Source organism: Myxococcales bacterium (assembly GCA_016717005.1).
GTDB lineage: Bacteria > Myxococcota_A > Polyangia > Haliangiales > Haliangiaceae > UBA2376.
Genome location: JADJUF010000001.1, coordinates 883,059 through 909,696, shown reverse-complemented (window position 1 = coordinate 909,696; position 26,638 = coordinate 883,059). Strand labels below are relative to the sequence as shown.

The following is a 26,638-nucleotide window of genomic DNA, read 5'->3' as shown; positions in this document are numbered from 1 at the left end:
GACATAGTGTACGGTGGACACTATAAAGCTCGGGCCATGTCGACGTCCGCGCTCGCGCTCGAGTCCTACGCCACCCAGCTCGCCCGCTGGCCGCGCGCGGGCAAGCACGTGCTCGCGCAGTTCGACGCCGACACCGTCGTCGTCTATCAGGCCTACCGCCCCGACATCGGCGAGTTCGCGGCCCGCCACGGCTGGTTCGGCGGCGCGTTCTCGCTCGGGCGCATGAGCTGGATCAAGCCGAACTTCCTGTGGATGATGTACCGCTCGGGCTGGGGCACCAAGCCCGGCCAGGAGGTGGTCCTGGCGATCTGGCTGCGGCGCGACGCGTTCGACGCGATCCTGGCCCAGGCGGTGGCGTCGTCGTTCACCGCGTCGGGCGTGACCGATCGCGCGGCCTGGGAGGCCGAGGTCGCGCGCGGCGACGTGCGCCTGCAGTGGGATCCCGACCACGCGCCCGCCGGCCAGCCGGTCGAGCGGCGCGCGCTGCAGCTCGGGCTCCGGCGCGCCGCGCTGGCGCAGTACGCGCGCGCGTGGATCGTCCGCATCGAGGACGTGTCGCCGCTGGTCGCGGCCCAGCGCGCCGCCGGGCGCGGGGGCGACGCCGCCCTGATCACGCCGCGCGAGGACGTCTACCCGGTGCCGCCGGCCGCGCGCGCGGCGCTGGGGATGTGACTACGCCAGCGGCAGGCTGCGGCGCGTCGGCGCCTGGCCCCGGGCCGCGGCCAGCTCGGCGTCGCCGTAGCGCGCGAGGTAGTCGGCGCGCACGCCCGGGCAGATCGCGCGATCGGGGCAGCCGTCGCAGGCCGGCGCGTGGTGCTGGCCGGTCAGCTTGGAGTGCGCGAGCTCGAAGACGGCGTCGGGCGACACCACCTTGACGCGGTCGGCGCCGGGATCGAACGCGTGCGCGCGCTCGGCGCCGAGCAGGCACCGCGGGATGTGCAGCGACCGCATCCGCAGCCCCTGGGCGCGGCCGACCGCGAGCGCCGCCGCGACGTGGGGCATGGCCTCGGTCATGCGCGGCATCGACGCCAGGTTGGCGCGGTTGCCGTCGGTCAGCGACACGAACCACAGGTCGATCGCGCCGACGCCCCGCGCCGCCAGCCACGCCACCGCGTCGGCCAGGCGCGGCGCGGTGTCGGTCTTGATGATCACGTCGGCGGTGACCGCGACGCCGGTCGCGACCAGCGCGTCGAGGCCGGCGACCATCTGCGCGTGGCCGCCGGGCGCGCGGGTCAGCGCGTCGTAGGCGGCGGCGTCGTGGGTGTGGATCGACACGTGGACGTCGTCGCACCCGGCCGCGATCAGGCGCGCGGCGTTGCCGCCCTGGCCCAGCACCAGCCCGTTGCTCTGGACCCGCACGCCGACGTAGCCGAGCGCGCGCGCGGTCTTGATCAGGCCCAGCAGATCGCCGCGGGTGGTCGGCTCGCCGCCGGTGAACTGCACCCGGTCGTAGCCGTCGGCGCGGCCGGCGCGCAGCTCGCGCACCACCGCCGCGGTCGGCAGGGCCCGGGCCCGCATCGCCGGGGTGATCGTGCAGTAGTCGCACGCCAGGTTGCAGTCGTAGAGCAGGATGACGTCGAGCAGCCCGGTCATGGCGCCCGCCGGCGCAGCGGCACCAGGTCGTCGGGGGCGGCCGCGGGCGCCGGCGGCGTCGGCAGGGTCGCGGCCACCTCCGGCGCGATCGCGAACGGCACCAGCTCGGCGTCGCCGTGCAGCGCCAGGTAGTCGCGGCGCACGCCCAGGCAGAGCCGATCGAAGTCGCAGCGCGCGCACTGCGGCGCCTTGGCGAACTGCGCGTCGGCGTCGGCCGAGGCGTAGATCTTGTCGAGCACGCCGCGGTAGTAGCGCAGCTCGCCGCCGAGCGCGCACGGCGGGTAGCCGCCCTGGCCGATCAGGCCGCCGTAGCCGACCGCGCGCGCGTCGCAGGCGTCGAGCGCGGCGGCGACGAACGGGCGGATCTCGGTGAACGTCGGCAGGACCCAGCGCGGCACCAGATCGCTGATCCGCTGGGCCACCGCGAAGCACACGCTCAGGCGGCGGCCGGCGCCGGCGAACTCGTCGAGCATGGCCGCGGTGAACGTCGGCAGCGCCCGGTAGTTGTCGACGCTGATCACGTGCGCGAGCTGGGTGTCGACGCCGAGGTCGGCCAGGTTGTGCAGCCCGGCGACCGTGCGCGGGAACGCGCCGGGCATGCGGGTGATCGCGTCCGAGGTCGCGGGCTCCATGCTGTGCAGCGACACCGTGGCCTTGGTCAGCCCGGCCGCGACCAGCGTCTCGGCGTAGGCGCGATCGGCGCAGCGCACGCCGTTGGTCTGGAGCTCGATCGTGGCGAAGCCGCGCGCGCGCGCGTGCGCGAGGATCGCCGGCAGCTCGACGTGCAGCGTCGGCTCGCCGCCGGACAGCACGACGTGGTCGGTCTGGCGGGCCGCCAGGCGATCGAGCTCGGCGGTCATCGTGGCGGCGGCAGGTCGCCGACGCCGCGATCGACGAAGCAGAACGCGCACGCCATCTGGCAGTGGCCGTTGATCCGGATCAGCGCGCGCCCGGCGCCCGCCGCGACGTTGGTGAACGGCGAGACCTGCGCGTACTCGACCTCGCCGCCGCCGCGATCGGGACGCAGCCGCCAGGCCGCGGCCCGGGCGACGGGCACCGGCGCCAGCGCGGCCGCGCCGAACGTGTCGAGGTAGGCCGGCTCGACGCCGCGGCAGGTGGTGGCCAGCGCGCACGCGGCGCACGCGTCGATCCGGACCAGCGGACGGGTCGGCTCGCTGGCGGCGCGGCGCAGCGAGTCGTGCCAGACGGTCGCGAACCGATCGAGGCGATCGCCCGCCGCGCACGGCCACGGCCCGTCGCCGCCGTCGAAGCCGAACGCGATCCGGGCCCGCGCGGCCACCGCGAACGCGGCCGCCGCCAGCTCGGCGACCGCGCCGTGAGCGAGCAGGCGCGCGCGCGCGGACCGGGGCAGGTCGGCGGCGCGCGGGATCGCGAGCACCAGCCGCGCGAGCTGGCCGGGCAGGGCGATCACCCACTCGACCAGCGGCACGACGTCGGCGCGGTTCCACCGCACCACCGGGATCACCAGCTCGATCGCGAGCGGGCCGGCGAGCGCGGCGGCCAGCCCGGCCGCGGCCGCGCGCCAGGTGCCCGGGGCGCGCAGCACGCGCTCGTAGACGGGCTCGCGCATGCCGCCGTGGACCACGCGCACGCGCGCGACCCCGGCCGCGGCCAGGAGCGCCAGGGTGGCGGCGTCGAGCCCGCCGCCTCGCACTCGACGGTGACCGCCGCGGACGTGGCCCGGGCCTGGGCGACAAGCGACGCCAGATCGCCCCGGCGATCGGGTCGCGCCACCGCCAGCACCAGCGCCCGGGGCCCGGTCGCGGCGGCCGCGGCCAGCGCGGCCTCGGCGGCGGCGGTGGTCCGGCCTGGTCCCGGCGCCGGCGTCGCGAACCGGTGGATCAGCTCGTCGCCGGGGTCGAGGGCGACCTTGGCGGTGCGCTGCGGGCGCGCGGGACGATCCACCCCGACAGCTTACTGGAACCGGGTATGCTCGGGCGGATGTCCGAGGCTGTCTCCGAAGGCTGCGCGTCCGCGGCGCCCAGCGGCGCCGATGGCCCCAGCGGCCCCGACGGCATCGCGGCCCGGATCGCCGGTCAGGCCGAGCGCGTCCACATCCTCACCGGCGCGGTCTGCAACAACAACTGCATCTTCTGCATGGAGGAGGATCGCGACGGCCGCTACGAGACCAACTCGCAGACCACCGACGCCACCGTGCGCTGGCTGGCCGGCCTGCACCAGGACACCGAGGAGGTGTGCTTCACGTCCGTCGAGCCGACCACCAACCCGGCGCTGCCGCGGTGGGTCAAGATCGCGCGCGATCAGGGCGTGCGCCGGGTCAGCGTGATGACCAACGCCCGCGCGATCGCCTACGAGCCCTACCTGCGCAAGCTCCTGGCCGCGGGCATGGGCCGGTTCTACGTCAGCGTCCACGGCCACACCGCCAAGCTGCACGAGAGCCTGACCCGCACGCCCGGCTCGTTCGACCAGACCGTCGCCGGCATCCGCAACATCGCGCGCTACAAGCCGCGCGGCATCGAGCTGCACACGTCGACGGTGGTGACCAAGCGCAACCTGCCGCACCTCGGCGAGATCTACCGGTTCCTGCGGCAGCTCGGCGTCGATCAGGTGGTCTGGAACGTCATGCAGGCCAACGGGCGCGCCGACACCTACTTCGAGAAGATCTTCCCGACCTACACCGAGATCGCGGCCACCGCGGCGACGTTCCTCGCCGAGCAGGGCCGGCTCGAGCGCGATCCGCCGGCGTTCCTGGTCGACATCCCGCTGTGCACCACCACCGCGCTGCCGGACTTCAACCGCGGCTACGTCGAGAAGTACGCCCACTACGAGCCGCCGACCGCCGCCAGCGAGCAGCTCATCCCGGCCGCGCAGCTGACGGCCCGGCGGGTCCAGGCCGACGGCGACGGCGCGCCCGCGGCGGTGCGCGTGACCCGGGCCGATCTCGACGACGCGCTGCGGGCCAAGCGCGCCGAGTGCGGGCGCTGTCGCTACGACGGCGTGTGCGAGGGCGTCTGGACCAACTACCTGCGCCGCTACGGCTGGGACGAGTTCGTGCCGGTGCCGGCGTGAGGCGCGCGCGGCTCACCGTCGGCCTGTTCGCCGCCGGGCTGGTCGGCGCCGCGTGCGGGCCGACCGCGGTCACGCCCGACGCCCGCCCGATCGACGCCCGCATCGACGGCGCGCCGCTGATCGACGCGCCGGCGGCCGACGCCGCCGGGCCCGACGCGGGCGCGCTGCCCGACGCGCTCGTCGCCGACGCCGGCGGGCCCGACGCGGCCTGCCCGACCCAGGCGTTCGTGATGGACGGGGCGCTCGACGCCAGCGCCACGGTGATCGCCGGCGGCGTCACGAGCGTGCGCCTCGCGGTCGCGTACTCGGCCGACGGCACGCTCTACGTCGCGACCGACGACGCCGGCGAGGGCAGCGATCACTTCGTGCTGGTGTCGGCGACGCCGCCCGGGCCCGGCACCGGCGGCGCGCCGTTCGCCAAGGCCGGCCTGGTCGCGGTCGGCGCCGGGCCGCTGCTGTTCCTGGCGGACGAGAACGACAACGACTTCGAGAGCTGGTTCCGGCTCGAGGCGGTGGGCGCCGACACCCAGCTCACCGGGGCCGGCTACGCCGCCGCCACCGGCGCCAACGGCGGCGTGCTCGAGGGCGCGATCGACCTGGCCGCGGCGTTCGGCGCGGTCCCGACGACGATCTATCTCGCGGCGGTGCCGTACGCGACCGCCGACGGCGGCGCGCTCGTGGCGGCGGCCCAGACCCCGTCCGGCGACGGCGACGGTGACGTCGGCCCGGCCGAGTTCGTCGCCTACACGATCCCGTGCCCGTGATCGCCGCGGCTCCGCGTCGGTAGCGTCCTGGACGAGCGCAGGACCGCGCGGCCTCAGGCGCCGCAGTAGCCGCCGCCCGTGGCCGGGTAGCGGAACAGGATCGAGAAGCACATCTCGGCGTCGCTGCTGGTGCCGAAGGTGACGGTCGCGCCGGTGGTGTTGTCCCAGGTGCAGTCGGTGGTGATCGTGTCGCCGGGCGCGAGCGGCAGCGGCGTGATCGGCGAGATGCGCTGCTCGTCGAAGCTGTAGCGGTCGTCGTGGATCGTGACCGCGCCGGCGGCGGTGCGGGCCTCGGCGCGGAAGTGCGTGCCGAGCTGGTGCATGTGCGGGAAGATCGCGAACACCGTCTGCGGCGAGGTCGCGGTGCAGGTGCCGCTGATCGTGTGCACCCCCGGTGGGATCGTCAGGCCGAGCGGGCCCGCCAGCTCGATCTCGGCGAGGTCGGCGATCTGGTCCGCGGTGGTGAGCAGGACCTCGATGCCCGAGGTCCCCGACAGCGGCGCGTCGCCGGTGTTGTACAGGTGCAGCTGCAGGGTGAGCTGCTTGCCGGCCTCGAGCCGCAGCCCGACGCCCGGCGGCATCATCAGCGCGTCGGTGCCGACGCCCGACGCGTAGATCAACCCGTCGGGGCTGGTGCCGGGCCCGCCGCCCGACCCGGTCGCCAGGCCGAGCAGCGTGTGGTGCGTGCCCGCCGGCGCCAGCGGGCGGATCGCGCGGACGTAGAGGTCCTGGTCGAGGATCCGCGATGAGCTGACCATGTTCTCGGTCCCGGCCGGCAGGGTCCAGTCCTGCGCGATCAGCACGACCCAGTCGCGCGGGAGCGCGTCGACCGCGACGGCGGCATCGATCGCGGGGCTGGACGACTCGCCACCGCACGCCGCCAGCAACGTCACGACCATCGCGAACCCGAGCTTCCTCATGACGCAGCGTACACGGCCGACGCGAGCCGCGACCTCGGATTCCGACGCGCCCGCGTCCGGGCGCAGGCTCGATCACATCGTCGGGTGCTCCTGATCGACCTCGCTGGGGACCACCACGGCCGATGCGCCTTGAGCCGCGTCGAAAACCGGCAACGGCGGGAGGCGATGCGCCGTCGCACCGTCCGGATCGTCCTCGACCTCGCCGTCGAGGTGACCGGGGGCGGGCTCAGGTTGCACGCCGAGTCCCAGGACGTGAGCCCGTTCGGGATGTTCCTGCGCACCGACGTGCCGCTGGAGGTCGGGGCGCACGCCTTGACCTCAAGGGAGCCCGTGAGCGCCCAGGTGCGCGAGGTCGGCGACCACGTCGGCGAGGGGTGATGGCGGCGATCGACCGACATCTGCACGGGGCCGCCCTCGGTGCCGATCCTCAAGTCGTGAGTCGCGACGCTTGCGCTGCGCTGCCGCCGTCCTTCGCCAGAGTCAGGACGTCACCCACGGAGGTGGGTTGCAACGCGCAGGCGCACACCCGTAGCCAGCCATCCTCGCCGACCCCGCATGCCTTGCGCCGGTCGCGCGCAGGCGCGCACGCGGTTCACGAGATGCCCGACGCACGTCGCGCGCAGCCCCGGCGCCGCGCGCGGGCGAGCGCGACAGCATCGATCGCGGCGCGAGGATGATCGAGCGCTTCCTTTCAATTCGCGGCGGGCGCGGGCACGCGCGCCGCGCGTGTTGGCTTCCTCATTGCAACGGCTGCAGGTGTGAGGAGCGTGAGATCCATGTCGCCGAACGATCGCGCGCGCGCCGTCGCGGACGTGCGCGCCAGCGATGGTGCACGCCTGCCTCGCCGGCGGCACGGCCAGGCGAGGGCGTGTCGGGGCCGGGGCCGCGTGCGCCATCCCACCTCGCGCGCGCCGCGGCTCACCCCGGCGGGAGGATGCCCGTGATGGCGCGTGGCATCGCGCGCTGGGCGCTCGCGCTCGGGGCGTGCGGTGCGATGGGGTCGCGCGGCGCGACCGCCTCGCCGTGGGTGGCGGCGGAGGTCCCGGCCGCGCTGCCGATCTCGCAGCCGCACATGGACTCCTTCGACGCCGGCGCGATGCCGGCGATCGGGGTGTATCTCGGGATCGGCGGGCACGTCGCGGTCGGCGCGCGGCTGCGCGCGGGGGCGCTGGGCAACGGCCCGCCGCCAGGCGACGGCGTGGCCGATCCGGGGCGCGGCGGGCTGACCACTGGCAGCGCGGCGGTGCGGCTGTTCGCCGGCGCCTTGTGGATCGAGGCCGCCGGTGGCGGTGGGGTGAGCGGCGACGCGTGGGTCCCGACCGTCGAGATCGGCGGCGGCGCCGAGCTGCTGTCGCTCGGCGCCCTGCGCGTCGGTCCGTCGCTGCGCTACCTCCAGGTGATCGGCGGCGACGGCGGCGTCGATCCGGGCAGCGCGGCGATCGTGCTGGCCGGGCTCGAGCTGCGCCTGGGGGGCCACCAGGCGCGGGCGCGGCGCGCGCCGGCCGCGATCGAGTCCATCGCCCGGGTCGAGCCCGACGCCGATCGCGTCGTCGACCTCGACGCCGGGTGCGCGCTCGACCTGGCCGCGCCGGGCTGCGCGCTCCCGGACCGCGACGGTGATGACATCGTCGACCGCGACGACGCGTGTCCCGACCAGGCGGAGACCGTCAACGGGGTCGACGACGCCGATGGCTGCCCCGACGAGGGCCTGTTCGTCGTGGAGCAGGACCGGATCGTGCTCGAGGAGCGCATCCTGTTCGACGTCAACCGCGCGCGCATCAAGCGCCGCGGCCGACCGGTGATCGCCGCGATCGTCCGGGCCTGGCTGGCGCACGGCGAGTGGGTCCACCTCGTCATCGAGGGCCACGCCGACGTGCGCGGGGTGCCCGCGTACAACGTCTGGCTGAGCACGACCCGGGCCCAGCGCGTGCGCGAGGCGATGATCGAGGCCGGGGTGCCCGCCGACGCGATCGAGGCGGTCGGCTACGGCGCGACCCGGCCACGCGATCCCGGGCACGACCTCGAGGCCCACGCGCGCAATCGCCGCGTCGAGTTCGTGATCGAACGCGGTCAGAGGGGCCCATGACGGGTCGTCGCCAGCGCGTGTGGTCCGGGCCGGCCGGGGCCTGCGCGTGGCTGATCGCGCTGGTCGCGCTGGTCGCGAGCGGCTGCTACGACTCGCTCGTCCAGGGCTCGTGCGCGCAGGGCTACCAGCTCGAGGGGGACCGCTGCGAGCTGATCGTGGACGGCGCGCTCGACGCGGGCGCGGACGCCGCGCCCGTGGCCGACGCCGGGCCGCCGGCCGACGCCGGGCCGCCGGCCGACGCGGCGCCCGACGCGTTCGTCTGCGAGCTGCCTGAGATCCGCTGCGTCGTTGGCTGCGTCGATCCGCGGACCGATCCGGACCACTGCGGCCAGTGCGGCAACGTGTGCGCGAGCGGCATCTGCACCAACGGGTTCTGCGACGGCGAGGTCTCGGGCCACGTCGTGCTGATCGGCCACGACTACACCGTGCGGCACGCCGCCGCGGTCCGCGTGCTCGCGAACTCGATCAACCTCAGCGGCGCGCCCGCGTTGTCCGTTGGGGTGTGGCGTGGCCAGGCGTCGGCGCCGGCGAGCCTCGCGGCCGAGCAGGCGCTGAGCGCGGCGATCAGCACGCTGGGGCGCCCCTGGACCGAGGTCGACCTCGGCGCCGCGCCGCTGGTCGCGCTCAGGAAGATCGACGTCGTCCTGGTGGCGCCGCAGCCGCCCGACGACGGCGAGCTGGCCGCCGCCGGCGACGCCTGGCGCGCGAGCCTCCACGACTTCGTGGTGCGCGGCGGCGTCATCATCGCGCTGTCGGGGCCGCCGACGCGACCCCGCAGCTGCTGATCGGCGCCGGCCTGATGGACGTCGGGGCGAACATCGACGTGACCGGGCAGAACCTCGTCATCGGCGTCGGCACCGACGCGGTCGCCATCGGCGTGATCTCGCCCTACCACGCCGACCCCTCGAGCGCGGCCTTCGCCACCGGCTCGGCGATCCCGGTCATCGTCGACAGCGCCGGGCACCCGGTCGTGCTGCACGCCGCACCGAACTGATGCGACGATGCGGCATGCGCTTGCTGTGGATCGGGTTGCTGCTGGCCGGGTGCGGCTCGGCGAAGAAGGCGGGGCCGCCGGCCGAGCCCGCGCCACCGCCGGCGGACGCGAGCCCGCCGTCGACCGAGTTCCTCGACGCGGTGACCGCGCCCGGGAACGGGCTGACGCCCGCGTGCGTCGGCGGCGCCATCGCGCCCGCGATCGCCGAGCTCGCGGCGACGGTCGACTGCCGGGGGCCGGTGGCCGGCTACCGCGACGTGACGGTGCGCGGTCACCACGTGGTCGTGGTGCTCGACGCCGCCGGCGAGCTGCGCGGCTGGTTCGACGGCCAGCCGCTCGACAAGATCCGCCTCGACGAGGGGCCGGTGGTCGCCGCCTTCCCGCCGCCGGCGCTGCCGGCGCTCGCCGACGACGAGCTCGGCCCGCTCCTGGCGACGCTCGCCGGCGTCGCGATGATCAATCCGCCGCGCCGCATGGGCTACACGCCCGCCGGGGTCGCCGCCCTGCGCACCGACTGGCCGCAGGCGCCCATCGGCGACGCGCCGTCGGCGGTGATCCTGGACCACGGCGAGCGCCGGGTCCGGCTCTGGTACGAGCTCGAGGATCCGCCCGCCTGCCGCGAGCTGTGGTGCTCCGACCTCTGGCTCGATCGCGCGGGCGCGCTCGCGCAGCTCACCTACCGCCACGACCGGCGCGGCGCGACCTGCCCGCAGCCGCCGCCGTCCGATCCCGACCGCGGCAACTTCTTCCCCGACTGACTCAGCCGCGCGCCAGACGTCAGCCGTTGCCGCCGGCGCCCGGCTTGGGGCCGAGGGCCTTCATCTTCTGCTTCACCGCGGCCCGGGCGTCGTCGTCAGTGGCGCTGTTGAGCTCGGCCACCAGTGGATCCCACTTCGCGTACCAGGCCTGCCGCTGCTGCTCGGTCTCGCGGATCTGCTGGACGTCCACGGCGGGCCCCGGGTCGCCACCCGCGGCCTTCACCGCGGCGCGCGCCTGGTCGATCTGCCGCTGATCGCCGCCCATCATCGCCTTCAGCAGGGCCTGGTTGGCGAGTTGCAGCGCCCGCTCCGGCTGCTCCCTCATGATCCGCATCTGCTCGAGCTTGCGCTGCTCCGCCAGCCCCTTGTCCCAGGCGTTCTTCCAGGTGTCTCCGCCCGTCATCACGTCCATCAGGCCGTCGAACAGCTCGTTGCCCGAGGTCGGCAGGTACATCAGGACCTTCTCCGGGTCGTCGATGTTGGCGTCGGAGCGGTCGTTGGTGAGGGACGCGGACGTGGGATTGCCGAACACCGCCGGGGCGATCGCGGCGCCGATCTCCAGTCCGAGCGCACCGGCGCCGAGCAGCGGCCCGAGGACGGCGGCGACGCCAGCGAAGCCGGTCGCGCCCAGCGCGCCGGCGCCGGCGCCGGCGAGCGTCGTGGCGCCGCCCGCCGCCGACAGGCCGCCGTGCAACGTCTTGGTCGCATCGCCCGACTTCCAACCCTCGATCGCCTCCATCGCACCGAAGAAGAGCGAAAACGGCGCCACGGCGCTGCTGGCGACGGCGGTGCCAGACATCGGCCCACCCTTGGCCGCCTGCGCAGCCGCCTCGGCCGCGGTCTCGCCTGCGCTGAGGCCCCCCCGCGCGATCTCGACGGCGTCGTTGGCGTAGAGCCCCTTGTCGGCCAGATCGGCCGCCCGCTCGATCGTGTCGCCGCCCTCGCCTCCGGGCTTCTCGAACTGGACGGCCGAGGTCGTGTGACCGCCGGTCATCTCGGCGAGCAGCGCGGTCGCCGACTCGCCGCGGACCACGCGGTCGGCCACCGCGTCGGCGTGGCGCTCGTACGGGTCATCGGTCTGGCCGACGCCACCCGCGAGGTGCACCCCCGCGCGCTGCTGCAGGACGTGCGTCGCCTCGTGCGCCGCGGTGTGCAGGCTCGGCGCCTCCCCGAACGCGACGTCGTTGCCCGAGGCGTAGGCGGTCGCGCCGAGCTGCTCGGTGGCCTCGGCGGCCTCGCCGCCGGTGTGGGCGCGGACGCCGGACAGATCAGCGCCGAGGGCCCCCTGGATCTCGTCGAGGAACGGGAAGGGCCCGGCGCTACCCCCGACGCCGCGGCGCGCGATGGTCTGGACCTCGGCCGGGCTGGTCGTGGGCACCACCGGCTGCGCTCGGCGCTGCACCGGGAAGCGCTCGGTCAGCGTCCGCTTGCCGGGCGCCCGTCCCGGGCTCGACGAGGAGGTCCCGGTGCCCGCATCTCTCCCAGCGTACCGATCGCGCATGGCTTGCCTCCAGTCTCCTTCTGAGCGCTCCGGTGTCCCGGGCGCTCATCCGGGTGGATTCAGCTCGTGCCGAATGTGACCGCGCACGGGTGTGGCGCCGCGTCGCAGGACCGCGGCCTGGACGTCGCCCGATGATTCCTGGCGCGCCGTCACGCGGGCTCGGTGGCGTCGAGGTCGGGGCGGATCGTGACCGCCAGGCGCAGCGGGGCAGCCCGGACCTCTGGTGCTCAGCCGAAGCGGGCGACGAGCCCGAGCGGGCCGAGGCGGGCGACCGCGTGATCGCCGTGGGCGATCGCGACGCTGCCGGGCGCGCGGATCACGCGATCGCCGGCGGCGACCACGCGCGCCAGCGCTGGCAGCGCGCGCCCGGCGCCGATCGCGGTCACCCCGCGGTAACGGATGGTGCCGGCGCCGGTGGCGTCGCGCAGCCACACCTGATGGTCGTGATCGACGTAGAGCACGGTCGCGGTCAGCGCCGCGGCCAGGGCCATGGCCGCCGCCGGCCGCGCCGCGGCGATCGCCTCGACGGTGGCGCGCGCCACCGCGAGCGCCGCCGGGCAGCGGTAGCTGCACGGGTAGAACGCGATCAGCCGCAGGTGCAGATCGTTGAGCGGCCACGGCCACGCGGCGCCGTCGTCGTCGTCGCGCGTGCGCGCCGCGGCCAGGTAGCGGTTGAGCGAGTTGTCGCCGCGCTCGGCCTGGGCCAGGAACGCGGCCACGCAGCACGGCGGGTACCCGAGCAGCGCGCCGAGCTCGGGGCCGTGGCGGGTGGGATCGTCGGCCTGGAGCGTCGCCGCGCGGCGGGCCAGCGCCGGATCGCGCGCCAGGTACAGCTCGATCCGCGGCGCGCCGCGGGCGCGATCGTCGTGCCAGCGATCCTGCGGGCCGACCTCGACCTGGCGCGCGCGCCGCTCGACGTGGGCGCCGGGGAACTGCGCGAGCGTCCGGTCGACCGCGTCGGCGGCCACCGTCACGAACGCGACCCGGCGGATCCCGGCGGCGAAGCCCCACGCCTCGATCGAGCGATCGAGCGCGACCGTGGGCGCAGGCTCCTGGGCCACCAGGGCCGACGGCGGCGTGCCGTCGAGCTGGACGCCCAGCGCGGCCAGCGCCGCGGCGTCATCGCGGGCCCGGGCCAGCGCCGTCGCCGCGTCCCGCAGCGCCGCCCCGAGCCGGCGCTCGTCGGCGTGCGCGTCCGAGGGTGCGTGCGCCACGGCGGCCAGCGTAGCATCGCGGCGTGTGGCGCGATCCGACCCCGCCTGAGTGGCTGGCCCTGGTGGCCGGGCTCAAGCCGGCGCTGCGGCTGCAGCGCGCGCCGCGCCGCGCGCTGGCCGAGGCCGCCGCCGCGCGCCGCCGCGGGTTCGCGGTCGAGCTGACCGCGCTGCCCGATCGCACGATCGTCTACATCGCGGCCACGCCGGCCGCCGCCCGCGCGCTGCGCGCGCTCGAGGCCCAGGCGCTGCCGGGGCAGCCGGCCCGGGCCGAGGTGTCGTTCGATCCCGCGCCGCACCGCGGCCTCGGCGCCGCGCTCGGGTTCCCAACGTGCTGCGTCGAGGCGTTCGTGGCGCGGATCGCGCGCGGCGCCGACGTGCTGGCGTCGGGCGCGCGCGCCCACGAGGACTTCATCGCCGCCAGCGAGGCCGCGACCCGATCGCGCCGCCTCGACGCGCGCGCCAACGTGTTCGCGCGCGATCACGTGAGCGGGTGGCTGTCGCACGTCCCGTGCGCGTTCGACTGCGCGCCGTCGCTGGCGTACGCCGATCGCGTGATCGCCGCGTACCGGGCCCACGATCGCGCCGGCGCCGACGAGCTGATCGCCCGGCTGGGGCAGGCGGTGGCGATCGATCGCACCGGCCGGCGGACCGCGCCGGGCGAAGCCGCGCCCGACGCATGCGTCCTGGCGTTCGCCGATCCGGCTTGACCCCGACCGCGCCGGCCCCGTACGCTTTTGGCAGCGATGTCCGACGACCGCCCTCGTAACCGCCGCGCGTTCCTGACCGGCCTGGGCCAGTCCGCGGCGCTGGTGGTCGCGGGTGGCGTGCTGGCGCGCACCGCCACCGCGTCGCCCCGGCAGAGCCCGCCCCCGCCGCTCGACGATCACGGCGTCTCGCCGAGCGGCCCGGCCGCGCCGGTGACCGCGCGGGTCCACGACGATCTGCCGCCGGCGCCCGACGCCGCGGCGACCGCGTTCCTGGGCCCGCTCGCCGGCACGTCGCTGGGCGCGTGGACCGTGACCCGGGTCCACGGCGTGTTCCGCGGCGGCCTGCCGATGGTGCTCGCCCACGCCGACGGCCGTCGCGCGCAGGTCGATCTGCTCCGCCACGACGCCGCGTCGCCGCCGGGGATCGCCGCCACCGGCGCCGGGCACCTGTACCTGGTCAACTCCGGGCGCGGCGCGCGCACGACGCCGCCGGATCTCGAGCTCGCCATCCGGCAGCTCGCGCAGGTGCTGGCGCAGCGACCTGGCGACGGGCTCGGGCTGCTCAGCCAGGCCGAGCGTCACCGCCGGTTCCCTGGCGGCGTGTACGTCGTCCCCGCGTGAGCCCTGACGCGATCACCGACGCGATCCCCGACGGGGACGACGCCGCGGCGGTCCGGATCGAGCTGGCCGGTCCCGACGCGGCCGCCCACGACTATCACGTCGGCCAGCCTGGCGCGTTCGCCGCGGCCGTCGCGGCGCTGACCCGGGCCCGCGCCGACCGGGCGACGCTCGAGGTCGACACGCCGCTGACGCGCTCGAGCTACCGCGCGCTGGCGGCGATGCCCGTGGTGCTCGCGGCCCACGGCGTGACGTCCTGGCGGCTGCGGGTGCTCGCCGCCGCGGACGTGCCGGCGGACGCCGTCGCACGCACGATCCCGCGCCTGGCGATGGCGCTGCCGCACGCGCTCCACGCCGCCGCTCGGGCCCGTGCGCTCGGGATCGCGTCGGTCCTCGTCGACGCGCCCTACTGCCTCCTGGGACCGTTCGCCGCGACCGCGCGCACCGAGCAGCGGCGCGCCCACGCCGAGCCGTGCACGGCCTGTCGCGCCCGCGGGACCTGCCCGGGCGTCGACGCGGTCTACCTCGCGCGCTTCGGCGCCGGCGAGCTCGCGCCGCTCGGCTGACGGGCGCGCGCGGCGGGCCCGCGGCGGTGGGGCGGCTGCGGTCGCGCGCGGCGCGACGGCGCGCGCCGACTACCAGCTGCCGTGCGAGCCGTGGCTGCCGTGCGAGCCGTGGCTGCCGTGCGAGCCGTGGCTGCCGTGCGAGCCGTGGCTGCCGTGCGAGCCGTGGCTGCCGTGCGAGCCGTGGCTGCCGTGCGAGCCGTGGCTGCCGTGGCTGGCGTGCTGGGCGCGGATCGGATCGTCGCCGCCGACCGGGGGCGCGGCGTCGGCGCCGTCGCGGGCTCGGTCGGACACGTCGCGCTCGACCGGCAGGAGGCCGTCGGCCGGCTTGCCCTTGAACACCGGGATGGCCGCGTCGTCGTCGACCACGCCGTCCGCCGCCACCGGTGGCGACGCCGGCGGGCGCTTGGGGTCGAAGAGGTTGTCGTTGTCGCCCATGACTGCCTGCGCGGAGCTCTCCGCAGCGTCCGAGGTTACCGCCGATCCCGGCGGGGGCGCCACCGGATTGTGCGATCACCCGGCGGCGGGGCCGGATGATCCCTGGACGAAGTGCTCGCGGGGCCGGTGCGTGGTCCAGCGCTCGAGGACCTGGCGGACGCCGGCGTCGCCGGTGGCCAGCTTCTCGAACAGGTAGTCCTGGATGCCCTTGTAGACCTCGCACAGCGCGCTCTCGCGCATCCGGCCGAAGATCGTGCCCTGGGTCTTGTAGCTGTGGCTGGGCGGCACGCCGCAGTACGGCTGGTAGGTGCAGTCGACGCAGTCGGGCGTGGCGTCGAGGTTCGACGCGATCGTCACCGCGCGGATGGTCTCGTGCCCGACCACGTCGCGGTAGCGCGAGGTCGCGACGTGCCCGACCGCGAACGCGTCGTCGCCCATCGCGTCGAGCATCCGGCCCTCGTCGCAGGTGAAGATCCGGCCGTCGTAGCCGTAGGCCAGCGCGCCCAGCCCGGCCCCGGCCGGCCAGCGCACGTCGAGGAAGTTGGGGTCGACCCCGCCCAGGATCTTGGTCAGGAAGATCGCCGCGTAGCGCTCGAGGATCTCGACGCCGCCCTGGTGCAGCTCGATCATGTAGTCGACCGCCTGGCGGTAGAACGCCAGGAACTCGTGGCGCGGGTACTCGATCTTGGGGCCGGTCCGGGCCGCGAAGCCGAACGGATCGACCGGGCGCAGGAACAGGGCCCGGCAGCCCAGCGCCACGTAGGTGTCGACGACCTCCTTCCACAGCGGCAGCGTCGCGCGCGTGGTCGTGAGCAGCGCCTCGACGTGGTAGAGGGTCGGGTCGAGGCCGGCGGCGGCGTAGGCGTCGTTGATGCGCTTGATCCAGCGCGACGCGTGGCCGTACGACGACGCCATCGGCAGCACCCGCTGCTTGTCGTGCAGCGGCGCGGGCCCGTCGATGCTGGTGCACAGCTGCACGCGCTTGCCGAGCAGGTACTCGAGCTTGGCGTCGTCCATGAGCGCCAGGTTCGAGACCATCGTGAACTCGAGCTGCTTGCCGGCGGCGCGGTTCTTGTCGAGCGCGTACTCGATCAGGTGCTGGACGACGTCGAAGTTGACCAGCGGCTCGCCGCCCTGGAACTCGATCGTCACGAACGGGCTGGTGGTCTTGAAGATGAAGTCGACGGTCTGCTCGGCGACCGCGCGGGTCATGTCGGTGTGGACCGCGTCCATGTCGGCGCGCGACGCGTGGCAGTAGACGCAGGTCTCGTTGCAGCGCAGCGTCACGACCGCCATGTGCAGGTTGGGGCCGTGGTGCACGAACCGCTTGCGCGCGCGCACCATGTCGGCGGCGGCGCGGACGTCGTAGTGGTCGCGCAGGAAGTTGGCGTCCTTGAGCCGGGCGAACAGCGGGCCGCCCTCATCGAGCTGGCCGCGCGTGAACGCGTCGAACTCGGGCTGGGTCAGGAGCAGCCACCGGCCCTCCTGGTTGGTGACGAGCACCTGCTCGCCGATCGCGCGGAACCGGAACGCGGCGGCGTGGCGGGTCGACAGCTCGGCCAGGGGCGCGAGCTTCACGGCGCCACCGCCTTGCGGCCGGCGGAGGTCGCCCCGAGCGCCTGGTTCCCGAGCTCGCCGGCGACCGTGCGCTCCCGCGCCGGCGTCGCGGCGCTCACCCGCACGACCCAGTAGCTCGGCTCCTCGATCGCCTCGAGCCGGGCGTAGCGCGCGAACTGCTGGAGCGCGGCGTCGACCGCGCGGCCGTCGTAGACGTCCTTGTGGAACCGCACCTCGGTCACGGCGCACCGCCGTCGTCGCCGTCGCCGTCGCCGTCGCCGTCGCCGGTGGCCCCGGCCGGGGCGTCGTCGCCGGCCTTGGCCTTCTTGCCGTACTTGTCCTCCCACGACTGCGCGATGCCGAGCGGATCCTCGAACGCCTCGTTCGAGAAGTCGAAGTCCTCGAGCTCGTCGAGCGACGGCGGGCCCAGCGCGCCGGCCAGGGCCGCGGCGGTGACGGCCTCGACGGTGGCGCGGTTGTCCTTGGCCAGCCGGTGCCGGTACGCGCACGCGAGCAGCTCGTTGGCGAAGCCGCCGACCCAGGCCTCGAGCTCGGCCGCGGTCGCGCCCGCGGCCTTGGGCGTGAGCACCACGCGCCAGCGCTCGGCGTCGGCGCGATCGACCACCACCCAGCAGTCCTTGATGAAGGTGAACGCCGCGGCGAAGACCGCGTCGAGGGGGTAGAGCTCCTCGCGGATGGTCAGGTGCGCGACGCCAGCGGCGACGTCGGCGCCAGCCAGCTCCGCGGGGATCGAGGGCAGGGCGGCCATCCGACGGTGGTACCGGGGGCGCTGGTCACCGTCAAGGCACGCGCAGCCGTACCGCCCACTGATTGCTGGTGGCGGGGCCGACCGGGTGGTGCGCGATGACCGCCACGCCAGCGCGCGCGGCCCGGGCGACGATCGCCGACGAGGCGTCATCCCGGTGGTGCTCGAACCCGGCGGCGCTGGCCCGGGCGCGCGCGGTCTGCGCCGGCGTGCGCGCCAGGCCGAACGCGACGTTGTCGACGACGATCACCGTGCCGCCGGGCCGGGCCAGGGCCACGAGCTGCGCGAACGCGGCGTCGGCGTCGGGCAGGTGGTTCCAGCTGCGCAGCGCCAGCACGTGATCGAACGCCCCGGGCGCGGCCAGCTCGGCCAGGGTCGCGGTCCGGATCTCGGCCCACGGCCGCCGCGCCGCCACCGCCGCGGCCCGGGCCGGGTCGGGCTCGACGCCGAGGTAGCGGGCCGCGCCGTCCGCGACCCGCGCCGCCAGGATCGCGTCGTAGCGATCGAGATCGCCGCAGCCGACGTCGACCACCGCGCCGGTCAGCTCGGCCAGCCACCCGGCCACGATCGCGTCGTCGGCGGCGAACACCTCGGTCGCGGCCGGCTGGTACAGGCCGGTGCAGCGCGCGAACTCCGGGCACGGCGCGCACCGCGGGCTGCGCTCGAGCTTGACGAGGTCGCGGGCGAAGTCGTCGGGCGCGTCCTTGCGCGACACGTCGAGGTAGACCTGCCCGGCGCCGTGCTTGATCGCGACCAGGTCGACGTCGCTGAAGTCGCGGGTGTCGGCGCGGAACCGGGCCACGCGCCCGCCGTGGGCCACGAACAGGTGGCGGCCGCGATCCCACGGCGTCACGCCCAGGCGCAGCACCGGGCAGGTCGCGGCGTCGGCGCTGGGCCGGACCACCGCCTCGAGCGTGTAGTCGAACGAGTTGCCGCGCAGGCCCGCGGCGCGCGGGCGCAGCTCGTCGGCGCCGAGCGCGGCGTGGTAGCCGCGGTACAGGCCCGGGCACGGCCCGCGCAGCGCGCACCCGGCGCAGCTGGCCTCGGGCTGGAGCTTGTTGTCGTCGTCGACCGGGAAGAAGTCCGGCTCGCCGACCTCGATCATGGTCCAGAACTGATCGGTCTTGAGGTCGGCGTAGCGGTGCTCGTGGCCGGGCACCAGGCACAGCGGGAAGCCGCCGTGGGCGAAGCGCGGGCCGGCGGCGCCGGCCCGGGCCAGGCCGTACTCGATCGCGTCGACCACCCGGGCCGCGGCGTCGGTCAAGCGCGGCGACAGCGCCTCGAACAGCGCCGCGCCGCCGCCCTTGGGCTCGACCATCGAGAACTTGAGCGTGACGTCGGGGTAGGGCAGGACCGCGTCGACCACGCCGCGCAGGTGATCCTGGTTCTGCAGCGTCACGACGCAGTTGACCTTGAGGTCGAGGCCGTGGCCGGTGAGCTGGGCCAGCGCGCCGTGGCTCTCGGCGAAGGCGTCGGCGCGGACCAGGCGGTTGTGGATCGTGCGGGTGCCGCCGTGCAGCGACAGGTAGACGTAGCGCAGGCGGAGCCGCAGCAGCTCGGCGACCACCGCCGGGTACGACAGCACCCGACCGTTGGTGACCAGGCCGAAGTCCATGTCGCGCGCGGCCACGCGCCGGGCCCACCGCACCAGCTCGGGCCGGATCGTCGGCTCGCCGCCCGACAGCACCACCATCGTGTGGCCCAGGGCCCGGGCCCGGTCGATCTTGCGGTCGATCTCGTCGGCCGGGGCGTCGACGTGGCGGACGTCGAGGGTGTGGCAGAACGTGCAGTGGTCGTTGCAGCCGTAGCCGACCTTGATCAGGGCCTTCACGGCGCGGTCCGGCGGCGGGCGGCGCGGATCACCACCACCCCAGGATAGCCTTGGATCCGGTCGCGCGGTTGCGGTACGCTCGCCGCGATGACCACCCTGGGGGCCGTCCGCACGTGTCTGCTCGCGCTGGCCTCGGTGGCGCTGGGCGCGTGCGCGTCGAGCAAGTCCGGCGGCGAGGCCGACGCCAGCGGCGACGTCGGCGACCCGACCGACGGCACCGTCGACGCCTGCGCCGGCGTGACCTGCCCGGGCCTGACCTACTGCAAGGAGGGCCAGTGCGTGCCGTTCCCGGCGTGCCCGGTCGACGGCGGCACCCCGGCCCCGACCCGCTGCCGATGTGCGCGCCCGGGACGGTCTGCCGCAACGAGGTCTGCGTCCCGGTCGGCCTGGACATCGACGGCGACACCTACCCGGCCGGCACCGACTGCGACGAGCAGAACCCCGACGTCCACCCCGGCGCGCCCGAGGTGTGCAACGCCGTCGACGACGACTGCTCGATGACCGTCGACGACGGCGACCCCGCGGTGCTGTGCTCCGGCGCCCAGGCCGGCAACGTGTGCATGATGGGATCGTGCGTGTGCCCCGACGGCAACTTCGATCTCGACCCGACCGTGCCCGGCTGCGAGTGCGTCGCGGCGCCGGTGCTGGGCCAGGGCACGTCGTGCGGCACGGCGATCGACGTCGGCAACCTCTCCGACGTCGGCCAGGCGATGAACGTGATGGGCAACATCCCCAACGGCCGCCAGGTCTGGTACCGGTTCCGCGGCGTCGACACCCCCGACAGCTCCTGCGACAACTACCACGTCAACGCGAAGTTCATCGGTAACCCGGGCGACGAGTTCCGCATCCGGGCGTTCCGCGGCGACTGCGGCACGGCGATCACGCCGCCGGGGCAGTTCACGACGATCGAGTGGGCCACCGACCTGCGGTCCGCGATCGGCGGCGTGCTCACCGGCCAGTGCCCGTGCTGGACCGGCACCCCGGTCGACAACGTGTCGCCGTGCGCCGACGACAGCGCCGACTACTACGTCGTCGTGGAGCGCACCACCGGCGGCACTGACACCTGCGCGGCGTTCAACCTCGAGCTGTCGAACGGCCTCTACGACTGGCAGTGAGCCAGGCCGACCGCCGTGGCCAACCTCGGCTACATCCAGGTCGTCCGGCACTGCAACCACTTCTGCGGGTTCTGCTCGAACCCGGCCACGCCGTTCGTCCACGACCTGGCGACGATGCGGCCGCTGGTCGACGACTTCGTCCGGCGCGGCTACTACGGCGTGATCCTGACCGGCGGTGAGCCGACGCTGCACCCCGAGCTGCCGGCGATCGCCGGCTACGCCCGCGCCGCTGGGCTGCACGTCCGGATCATCACCAACGGCACCCGCCTGGCCGATCCGGCCTACGCCCGGGCCCTGGCCGACGCGGGCGTCCAGCTGGCGCACGTGTCGATCTACTCGGTGCGGCCCGAGATCGAGGCGCGCCTGCGCGGCCAGGCCGACACGCTGCCGACCGCGCTCGCCGCCCTCGACAGCGCCCACGCCGCCGGCATCGAGGTCAACGTCAACTGCGTCATCAACCGCCACAACGCCGATCACCTCGACGCCAACGTCCGCTACCTGACCCGCCACCACCCGCAGGTCCGGCACTTCGTCTGGAACAACCTCGACCCGTCGATGGGCCGGGCCGAGGTCAACCAGGCCCAGTTCACCCCGCGCCTGGCCGACTTCGAGCTGTCGCTCGAGCGGGCGCTGCGGCACCTGCACAAGAGCGGGCGCACGTTCCGGGTCGAGAAGGTGCCGCTGTGCTACCTGGGCTCGTTCGGGTGGGCCTCGACCGAGACCCGCAAGATCGTCAAGGGCGAGGAGCGCATCGTCCACTTCCTCGACGACAAGCAGACCGTGCGCCAGACCGACTGGGGCCACATCTACGCGCCGGCGTGCGACGCCTGCACGCTGCGCGACATCTGCGGCGGGCTGTTCGATCGCGGCGCCGCCTACGATCCGGCCGAGCTGGCGGCGCAGTTCGTCGACCCCGACGCGATCGTGCGCACGATCATCGAGGATCCCGACGACCCCAGCTACGCGCTGCGCGACCTGGCGGCGTGGCGGCGCGCGTTCGCCGCCCGCCTCGAGCGGGTGCCGGCGCCGTCGACGCCGGCGCCCGCCGACGGCCTGATCTCGGTCGGGCGGGTGACCGAGGCCAGCGCCCGGCGCTACCAGGCCAAGCGCCGCCACGAGGCCCGCCTGGCCGAGCACCACGGCGTCGCGCAGGAGCCCGAGCGCGAGGACTGATATCGTCGGGTCATGACCGCGACCTCGATCGAGCACCAGATCACCATCGGCCCGATGCCCGCGACGATCGACGACTACCTGGCGATGCGCGACCGGGTGGCGCGGACGCCCGAGGGCGGGGCCGCGGCGTTCGCGATCGCGCTGGCCTGCTACGCCCGCGACCCGGCCCAGGGCCTGCCGTTCGTCACCGTCGCGATCGCGATGGACCTGCTCGACGACGACCCGACCGGCTACAAGGGCCGGCGCCCGCGGCGCGCGATCCTGCAGAACCTCAAGGACCGCCTCGGCGGCAAGGCCCACATCGCGCGCTCGTACGTGCAGGGCACGCGGTTCGAGGACGGCTACGTGCTGCCGCCCGGCGACCTGATCGTGCGGGTCAAGCAGCAGCGCGACAGCCTGCAGGGCGACGATCGCGCCAAGCTGTTCGTCTACTCGACCGGCGCCGACACGCCGCGACCGGTGGCGCTGGCGCGCAACGACAAGGGCCTGTGGAAGGCGACCGAGTGGAGCTCGCTCGAGGTCGGGATCCGCGCGCCCGCGGCCAACCGCTCCGACGATCTGTAGCCGCGGGCCGGCCAGGTCAGATCGGGGCCAGGCCGGCGTCGCCGTGGACGTCGAGGTAGCGGGCCCAGGCGCCGCCGCACCGACGGTCGAGCGCGCAGGTGGCGCACGCGGCGGGCTTGCGCTTGCCCGGTTCGATCGGGCCGCCGCGGTCGCTGCGCACCGCCTCGTGGCGATCGCGCACGTCGGCCGGCAGCGCGCACGGCGGCAGCCCGCACCGCGCTGGCACGGTCGCCGCCAGGCCCAGGCGCGCCGCGGCGCGCAGGCCGTCGGCGATGACCGGGCCCAGGCGCGCGTACGGCACCAGCAGCTCGAGGGCGTCGGCGCCGTCGCCGACCGGCGCCACCGGCGACAGCACGAGCGACCGCACGCCCGGCCAGCGGGTCGCGATCGTCGCCACCAGGCCGGGGACCTCGTCGAGGTTGACCGCGGTCACGACGCACACGATCGTGACGCCGACCTGCGGCGCCGCGGCCAGGGCGTCGAGCCCCGCGACCGTGTGCGGCAACAGCGCCGCCGGGCCGATCAGCGCCGCGAACGTCGCCGGCGCGAGCGTGTGCAGCGACACCTCGAACTCGGTGACGCCCGCGGCCAGGAGCGCGGCCAGGACCGGCCCGTGTCCGAGGGTCGTGGCGTTGGTCTGGACGCGCACGTTGCCGATGCCGGCGGCCCGGGCCGCGGCGACGTACCCGGGCAGCTCGGGCGCCAGCGTGGTCTCGCGACCGGTGAGCAGCAGGTCGGCGCAGCCGGCGGCCGCGGCCGCCGCGATGCGCGCGTAGACCTCGGCCGGCTGGTCGAGCACCGTCGGCGAGTCGGCGGGGGTGTTGCAGAACCGGCAGCGCTCGTTGCACGTGCGGTTGATCCGCAGCTCGACGAAGCGATGCCCGGCGCTGGGCACGACCGGCAGGCGGCGCGGCGGCGCGCCGGCCTCGAACCCGGCCAGGGCCGTGGCGAGCGCGCGCACGACCGCCGCGGCGGCGCCGTGATCGACGCCGTCGTCGGCGTAGTACGACAGCTGCAGGTCGCGGGTGGCGGCGAGGTGGGCGCCGGCGCCGCGCGCCTCGATCGCGACCACGAGGCGGCGCGCGGCGGCGACCAGGACCAGATCGATCGCCGAGCGGATCGCGCTGATCGCGACCTGGGACACGGTCCACGGCGACAGGGCCGCGATCACCGTCGGGTGGTCGAGGTCGTAGGTCCGCTGGAACTCGGCGAGCACGACATCGATCACGGTAGCCCGGGGCGGCGGCGCGACAAAGGTGTTCGGCGCCGAGCTCGGTGCGGTACGATGACGGCTTAGCTTGCCCTGGGGGATGCATGCTCGAGCCAGCCGTTCTGTGTCGTCGCGTCGCGCTGTCCACCGTCGCCGCCGCCGCCGTGGCCGGGTGCGCCGGCGACACCGCGATCGTCCTGTCGATCCACACCAGCGACGCCACGGCCGCGACGCGGCTCGAGGTGTACGTCGGTGTCGGCGCGGCCGAGGTGCCCACGGCGCGGCCCGGGAGCGTGGTGACGCCGACGTGGTGGCGCCGGGCCCCGCTCGAGCTCGACGCCGCGGCGCTGACGTTCCCCGACGGCTTCGGCGATGGCACCCACGAGGTGGCGCTGTACCCGTCGAGCGAGATCTCGCTCGACGACGAGCTGGTGTTCGCGGTCGGCGCCTGGACGCTGACCGGCGACCCGGCCGACCCCGGTGAGGCCCTGGTCGGGTTCGCGCACGCGACCAGCCCCACCCGGTTCGTCGACGGGGAGATCCGGCGCTTCGACGTCGTGCTGGTCGCGGCCGACGACGACCACGGCGTCACCCGCACCGGCTGCGCGTGGTGGCGCGCCGATCCGACCGATCCGGTCCCGGGCCCGATCCGCGATCGCGCGATCGTGCCGCCGACCGACGCCGACTGCGACACGTTCCCGGCCCCGACCGGCGGCGCCGCGCCCGACTGTCGGCCCGACCTCGCGATCGACTGCGACGATCGGCGCCCCGACGTGTTCCCGTCAGACGACGCCAGCGCCCAGGACTGCTCGATCGACGACACCGACTGCTGCTCGACGACCGTCGCCAACACCGCTGACGTCGACGGCGACGGCGTCAAGGTGTGCGCCGGCGACTGCCTCGACGAGGGCGAGGTCCACGATCTGTTCGGGCAGGTGGTGATGGCCGGGGACATCCACCCCGGCGTCACCGACACCACCTGCAACGGGGTCGACGAGGCCTGCGCGATCCCGCGCGGCGGTCGCTGCGACCTGCGCGACCTCGACCTCGACGGCGACGAGTTCATCACCTGCATGGGGCCGGACGGCACGGTCGGCGCGGTCAACCTCAAGACCTGCGCACGTTACCCGGGCCAGCGCGACTGTCTCGAGGAGGGCTCGGTGATCGGTCGCGGCAACGACGCCAACGACACGTTCACCATCGAGGCCAAGGACATCCACCCGACCGCCGCCGACATCGAGTGCGACGGCGTCGATCAGGACTGCAACCGGCAGTGCGACGACGGCGGGCCGGCGGACGGTGACAACGACGGGTTCGCCCGCTGCGCCCGCACGGGCGCCCGCGCCGGGCGCGCCGGTGTGCGTGAACTTCTCCGACGGGGTCGACTGCGCCGACAGCGACTTCTACGGGCGCCCGCGGCCGGCGATCGAGGCCTGCGACGGCATCGACAGCGGCTGCGACGGGGTCCCCGCCCCCGCCACCGGCGGCGGGGCGTGCCTGCCGGTGACGACCGTCGGCAGCGTGTGCGAGCCCGGCGTCGTGACCTGCACCGAGACCTTCGACGGCAACGCGACGCAGGGGTGCGTGGCGATCTCGGGCGGCGTGACGCTGCCGCCCTTGGCGTGCACCCCGTGCCCGACCGGCGGCACGCCCCTCAACTGCACCGACAACCGCTTCCCGACCTGCGCCGCGCGCACGCCCACCGACGCGCCGGGGCCGGCGTGCACCAATCCGCCTCAGGACCGCGATCTGGCACCGTGTCCGAACGGGACCTGCACCTGGAACGTGGTCGGCGGCCAGCAGGCCGGCGGCTGGCGGGTCGTGCTGGTGGATGGGGCGACCGGCATGGCCGCGTCCGGGCCGACGCTGGTCGGCACCTCCGCCGCGCTCCGGGTCGTCGGCGCCGGCGACATGCCACAGGGCTTCATCGTCCGGCGCGCGGGCGTGCCCGACTTCTTCGAGGTCACCGTGTTCCAGCGGACCACCGGCTGCGCCGAGATGACCTGCACGGGCCTGAACTGACGCGGCGCGGTCGGGCGACCGATCCCGCAGCCGCCGCCGGGCCCGGGCGCGAGTACACTGGCGCGGTGAGCCAGTCGCTCGTCGATGACGTCGGTCGTGTCCTGTGGCACGGCTTCCCGGGGCCGACGGTCTCCCCCGAGCTCCATGCGCAGATCGCCCGCGGTCAGATCGGCGCGGCGATCCTGTTCAAGCGCAACCTGGTCACCGAGGTCGTCGCCGGCCCGGTGCCCCAGGAGGTCACCGACCTCGCGGCGCTGGTCGAGCTCAACCGCGCGCTGCACGCGGCGGCGCCGCCGGATCTGCCGCTGCTGATCGCGGTCGATCAAGAGGGCGGCGTGGTCCAGCGCGTGCGCGCGCCGGCGACGCAGTGGCCGCCGATGCTGGCGCTCGACAACCACCCGGCCGGCGACGACGTGGCGCTGGCCGAGGCCATCGGGCTGGCGCTCGGGCGCGAGCTGGCCGCGCTGGGCTTCGACGTCGACTTCGCGCCAGTGCTCGACGTCCACACCAACCCGCACAACCCGATCATCGGCGACCGCGCGTTCGGCCGCACCGCCGACACCGTGACCCGGCGGGCGCTCGCGACCGCGGCCGGCCTGGCCGCGGGCGGCGTGCTCGCGTGCGGCAAGCACTTCCCCGGCCACGGCGACACCGCCACCGACAGCCACCTGGCGCTGCCGCGCATCGACCACCCCCAGGCCCGCCTCGACGCGGTCGAGCTGGCGCCGTTCGCCGCCGCCGCCAGGGCCGGGCTGCCGATGCTGATGACCGCGCACGTCGTCTACGCCGCGCTCGACGCCAGCGTCCCGGCGACGCTGTCGTCGGCGGTCGTGACCGGCCTGCTGCGCCAGCGGCTCGGCTACCGCGGCGTGATCGTGTCCGACGATCTCGACATGCGGGCGATCGCCGATCACTTCGGCGTCGGCGACGCGGCGGTGCGGGCGATCCGGGCCGGCTGCGACGCGCTCTTGCTGTGCCGCGACGCCGGCCACCAGGCCGAGGCCCGCGCGGCGCTGATCAGCGCCGGCGAGCGCGACGCCGAGCTGCGGCGCCGGCTGGGCGAGTCGGCGGCGCGGGTGCGGGCGCTCACCGCCGCCCACGTGGCCGCGCGCGCGGCGCTGCCGCCGGTCGACCTGGCCCAGGTCGGCGCGCTCGCGCACCGGCGGCTCGCCGATCGCCTGGCCGGCCGCTGA

26 protein-coding genes and 1 pseudogene are annotated in these 26,638 nt (G+C 75.3%); 15 read left to right on the top strand and 12 right to left on the bottom strand.

The window, feature by feature from the left end; all coding sequences use genetic code 11:
* Positions 1-36: 36 nt before the first annotated feature.
* On the top strand, positions 37-672 hold the full coding sequence (locus tag IPL61_03870; GenBank protein ID MBK9030470.1) for a DUF4291 domain-containing protein: 636 nt from the start codon (positions 37-39) through the stop codon (positions 670-672).
* Here the strand turns inward: IPL61_03870 and IPL61_03865 are convergent, their stop codons facing one another.
* The 3 genes from IPL61_03865 to IPL61_03855 are packed head-to-tail and all read right to left on the bottom strand — an operon-like array spanning position 673 to position 3,268.
* Positions 673-1,593 carry a radical SAM protein gene (locus IPL61_03865; protein ID MBK9030469.1) on the bottom strand — a complete coding sequence of 307 codons (921 nt, stop codon included), beginning with the start codon at positions 1,591-1,593 and terminating at the stop codon, positions 673-675.
* Positions 1,590-2,453, bottom strand: a complete 864-nt coding sequence (locus IPL61_03860; protein ID MBK9030468.1) for a radical SAM protein — start codon at positions 2,451-2,453, stop codon at positions 1,590-1,592. Before IPL61_03860 ends, IPL61_03865 begins: the two co-directional genes overlap by 4 nt.
* On the bottom strand, positions 2,450-3,268 hold the full coding sequence (locus IPL61_03855) for a hypothetical protein (protein MBK9030467.1): 819 nt from the start codon (positions 3,266-3,268) through the stop codon (positions 2,450-2,452). The genes IPL61_03860 and IPL61_03855 overlap by 4 nt, the downstream gene beginning before the upstream one ends.
* A 287-nt stretch (positions 3,269-3,555) precedes the next feature.
* Between IPL61_03855 and IPL61_03850 the strand changes: the two genes are divergently transcribed.
* Both IPL61_03850 and IPL61_03845 read left to right on the top strand, forming a co-directional pair.
* Entirely contained in the window at positions 3,556-4,644 is a 1,089-nt protein-coding gene (locus tag IPL61_03850; protein MBK9030466.1) for a radical SAM protein, read from the top strand.
* Entirely contained in the window at positions 4,641-5,408 is a 768-nt protein-coding gene (locus IPL61_03845; protein MBK9030465.1) for a hypothetical protein, read from the top strand. The genes IPL61_03850 and IPL61_03845 overlap by 4 nt, the downstream gene beginning before the upstream one ends.
* A gap of 53 nt (positions 5,409-5,461) precedes the next feature.
* On the opposite strand, the gene IPL61_03840 is transcribed toward IPL61_03845, so the two are convergent.
* Positions 5,462-6,328: a hypothetical protein gene (locus IPL61_03840; GenBank protein MBK9030464.1), complete on the bottom strand. Its 867-nt coding sequence runs from the start codon at positions 6,326-6,328 to the stop codon at positions 5,462-5,464.
* 84 nt (positions 6,329-6,412) lie between these two features.
* Between IPL61_03840 and IPL61_03835 the strand changes: the two genes are divergently transcribed.
* The 5 genes from IPL61_03835 (at position 6,413) to IPL61_03815 (ending at position 10,166) form a co-directional block, all read left to right on the top strand.
* A complete protein-coding gene (locus tag IPL61_03835) occupies positions 6,413-6,706 on the top strand; it encodes a hypothetical protein (protein MBK9030463.1) in 294 nt (97 codons plus the stop codon).
* Between the two features lie 295 nt (positions 6,707-7,001).
* Entirely contained in the window at positions 7,002-8,414 is a 1,413-nt protein-coding gene (locus tag IPL61_03830; protein MBK9030462.1) for an OmpA family protein, read from the top strand.
* The gene (locus IPL61_03825; protein ID MBK9030461.1) at positions 8,411-9,199 is read left to right on the top strand and encodes a hypothetical protein; all 789 of its coding nucleotides are present in this window, start codon (positions 8,411-8,413) and stop codon (positions 9,197-9,199) included. Before IPL61_03830 ends, IPL61_03825 begins: the two co-directional genes overlap by 4 nt.
* A 14-nt stretch (positions 9,200-9,213) precedes the next feature.
* The gene (locus tag IPL61_03820; protein ID MBK9030460.1) at positions 9,214-9,408 is read left to right on the top strand and encodes a hypothetical protein; all 195 of its coding nucleotides are present in this window, start codon (positions 9,214-9,216) and stop codon (positions 9,406-9,408) included.
* Positions 9,409-9,422: 14 nt separating this feature from the next.
* Positions 9,423-10,166, top strand: a complete 744-nt coding sequence (locus IPL61_03815; GenBank protein MBK9030459.1) for a hypothetical protein — start codon at positions 9,423-9,425, stop codon at positions 10,164-10,166.
* Between the two features lie 1,000 nt (positions 10,167-11,166).
* Here IPL61_03815 and IPL61_03810 read toward each other — a convergent pair.
* Both IPL61_03810 and IPL61_03805 read right to left on the bottom strand, forming a co-directional pair.
* Positions 11,167-11,667, bottom strand: a pseudogene (locus IPL61_03810) (DUF4157 domain-containing protein).
* 227 nt (positions 11,668-11,894) lie between these two features.
* Entirely contained in the window at positions 11,895-12,881 is a 987-nt protein-coding gene (locus tag IPL61_03805; protein MBK9030458.1) for a hypothetical protein, read from the bottom strand.
* 23 nt (positions 12,882-12,904) lie between these two features.
* Here IPL61_03805 and IPL61_03800 point away from each other — a divergent pair, with 23 nt between their 5' ends.
* From IPL61_03800 to IPL61_03790, 3 genes are read left to right on the top strand one after another with little or no spacing between them, the layout of a single operon-like run.
* The gene (locus IPL61_03800) at positions 12,905-13,588 is read left to right on the top strand and encodes a hypothetical protein (protein ID MBK9030457.1); all 684 of its coding nucleotides are present in this window, start codon (positions 12,905-12,907) and stop codon (positions 13,586-13,588) included.
* Between the two features lie 36 nt (positions 13,589-13,624).
* A complete protein-coding gene (locus IPL61_03795) occupies positions 13,625-14,209 on the top strand; it encodes a hypothetical protein (GenBank protein ID MBK9030456.1) in 585 nt (194 codons plus the stop codon).
* Positions 14,206-14,772, top strand: a complete 567-nt coding sequence (locus IPL61_03790) for a hypothetical protein (protein MBK9030455.1) — start codon at positions 14,206-14,208, stop codon at positions 14,770-14,772. The genes IPL61_03795 and IPL61_03790 overlap by 4 nt, the downstream gene beginning before the upstream one ends.
* 69 nt (positions 14,773-14,841) lie before the next feature.
* On the opposite strand, the gene IPL61_03785 is transcribed toward IPL61_03790, so the two are convergent.
* The 5 genes from IPL61_03785 to IPL61_03765 all read right to left on the bottom strand — a co-directional run bounded on the left by IPL61_03785 (position 14,842) and on the right by IPL61_03765 (position 19,361).
* Positions 14,842-15,207 carry a hypothetical protein gene (locus tag IPL61_03785; GenBank protein MBK9030454.1) on the bottom strand — a complete coding sequence of 122 codons (366 nt, stop codon included), beginning with the start codon at positions 15,205-15,207 and terminating at the stop codon, positions 14,842-14,844.
* 75 nt (positions 15,208-15,282) lie between these two features.
* Positions 15,283-16,785: a His-Xaa-Ser system radical SAM maturase HxsB gene (hxsB, locus tag IPL61_03780; protein MBK9030453.1), complete on the bottom strand. Its 1,503-nt coding sequence runs from the start codon at positions 16,783-16,785 to the stop codon at positions 15,283-15,285.
* Complete coding sequence (locus IPL61_03775; GenBank protein MBK9030452.1) at positions 16,782-17,006, bottom strand: hypothetical protein; 225 nt, start codon at positions 17,004-17,006, stop codon at positions 16,782-16,784. The genes hxsB and IPL61_03775 overlap by 4 nt, the downstream gene beginning before the upstream one ends.
* Positions 17,003-17,533: a hypothetical protein gene (locus IPL61_03770; GenBank protein MBK9030451.1), complete on the bottom strand. Its 531-nt coding sequence runs from the start codon at positions 17,531-17,533 to the stop codon at positions 17,003-17,005. Before IPL61_03770 ends, IPL61_03775 begins: the two co-directional genes overlap by 4 nt.
* A gap of 31 nt (positions 17,534-17,564) precedes the next feature.
* The gene (locus tag IPL61_03765) at positions 17,565-19,361 is read right to left on the bottom strand and encodes a radical SAM protein (GenBank protein ID MBK9030450.1); all 1,797 of its coding nucleotides are present in this window, start codon (positions 19,359-19,361) and stop codon (positions 17,565-17,567) included.
* Between the two features lie 335 nt (positions 19,362-19,696).
* Here IPL61_03765 and IPL61_03760 point away from each other — a divergent pair, with 335 nt between their 5' ends.
* From IPL61_03760 to IPL61_03750, 3 genes are read left to right on the top strand one after another with little or no spacing between them, the layout of a single operon-like run.
* Complete coding sequence (locus IPL61_03760; GenBank protein ID MBK9030449.1) at positions 19,697-20,476, top strand: putative metal-binding motif-containing protein; 780 nt, start codon at positions 19,697-19,699, stop codon at positions 20,474-20,476.
* 15 nt (positions 20,477-20,491) lie between these two features.
* The gene (locus tag IPL61_03755; protein ID MBK9030448.1) at positions 20,492-21,649 is read left to right on the top strand and encodes a radical SAM protein; all 1,158 of its coding nucleotides are present in this window, start codon (positions 20,492-20,494) and stop codon (positions 21,647-21,649) included.
* A 12-nt stretch (positions 21,650-21,661) separates the two neighbouring features.
* On the top strand, positions 21,662-22,213 hold the full coding sequence (locus tag IPL61_03750) for a hypothetical protein (GenBank protein MBK9030447.1): 552 nt from the start codon (positions 21,662-21,664) through the stop codon (positions 22,211-22,213).
* Positions 22,214-22,229: 16 nt separating this feature from the next.
* Here the strand turns inward: IPL61_03750 and IPL61_03745 are convergent, their stop codons facing one another.
* The gene (locus tag IPL61_03745) at positions 22,230-23,429 is read right to left on the bottom strand and encodes a radical SAM protein (protein MBK9030446.1); all 1,200 of its coding nucleotides are present in this window, start codon (positions 23,427-23,429) and stop codon (positions 22,230-22,232) included.
* 1,067 nt (positions 23,430-24,496) lie between these two features.
* Between IPL61_03745 and nagZ the strand changes: the two genes are divergently transcribed.
* The gene (gene nagZ / locus IPL61_03740; protein MBK9030445.1) at positions 24,497-26,638 is read left to right on the top strand and encodes a beta-N-acetylhexosaminidase; all 2,142 of its coding nucleotides are present in this window, start codon (positions 24,497-24,499) and stop codon (positions 26,636-26,638) included.

Coding starts and splice junctions, on each gene's coding strand:
- IPL61_03870 (MBK9030470.1), top strand. CDS start 37: ATGTCGACGTCCGCGCTCGCGCTCGAGTCCTACGCCACCCAGCTCGCC.
- IPL61_03865 (MBK9030469.1), bottom strand. CDS start 1,593: ATGACCGGGCTGCTCGACGTCATCCTGCTCTACGACTGCAACCTGGCG.
- IPL61_03860 (MBK9030468.1), bottom strand. CDS start 2,453: ATGACCGCCGAGCTCGATCGCCTGGCGGCCCGCCAGACCGACCACGTC.
- IPL61_03850 (MBK9030466.1), top strand. CDS start 3,556: ATGTCCGAGGCTGTCTCCGAAGGCTGCGCGTCCGCGGCGCCCAGCGGC.
- IPL61_03840 (MBK9030464.1), bottom strand. CDS start 6,328: ATGAGGAAGCTCGGGTTCGCGATGGTCGTGACGTTGCTGGCGGCGTGC.
- IPL61_03830 (MBK9030462.1), top strand. CDS start 7,002: ATGATCGAGCGCTTCCTTTCAATTCGCGGCGGGCGCGGGCACGCGCGC.
- IPL61_03825 (MBK9030461.1), top strand. CDS start 8,411: ATGACGGGTCGTCGCCAGCGCGTGTGGTCCGGGCCGGCCGGGGCCTGC.
- IPL61_03820 (MBK9030460.1), top strand. CDS start 9,214: ATGGACGTCGGGGCGAACATCGACGTGACCGGGCAGAACCTCGTCATC.
- IPL61_03815 (MBK9030459.1), top strand. CDS start 9,423: ATGCGCTTGCTGTGGATCGGGTTGCTGCTGGCCGGGTGCGGCTCGGCG.
- IPL61_03795 (MBK9030456.1), top strand. CDS start 13,625: ATGTCCGACGACCGCCCTCGTAACCGCCGCGCGTTCCTGACCGGCCTG.
- IPL61_03785 (MBK9030454.1), bottom strand. CDS start 15,207: ATGGGCGACAACGACAACCTCTTCGACCCCAAGCGCCCGCCGGCGTCG.
- IPL61_03770 (MBK9030451.1), bottom strand. CDS start 17,533: ATGGCCGCCCTGCCCTCGATCCCCGCGGAGCTGGCTGGCGCCGACGTC.
- IPL61_03760 (MBK9030449.1), top strand. CDS start 19,697: ATGTGCGCGCCCGGGACGGTCTGCCGCAACGAGGTCTGCGTCCCGGTC.
- IPL61_03750 (MBK9030447.1), top strand. CDS start 21,662: ATGACCGCGACCTCGATCGAGCACCAGATCACCATCGGCCCGATGCCC.
- nagZ (MBK9030445.1), top strand. CDS start 24,497: ATGGGGCCGGACGGCACGGTCGGCGCGGTCAACCTCAAGACCTGCGCA.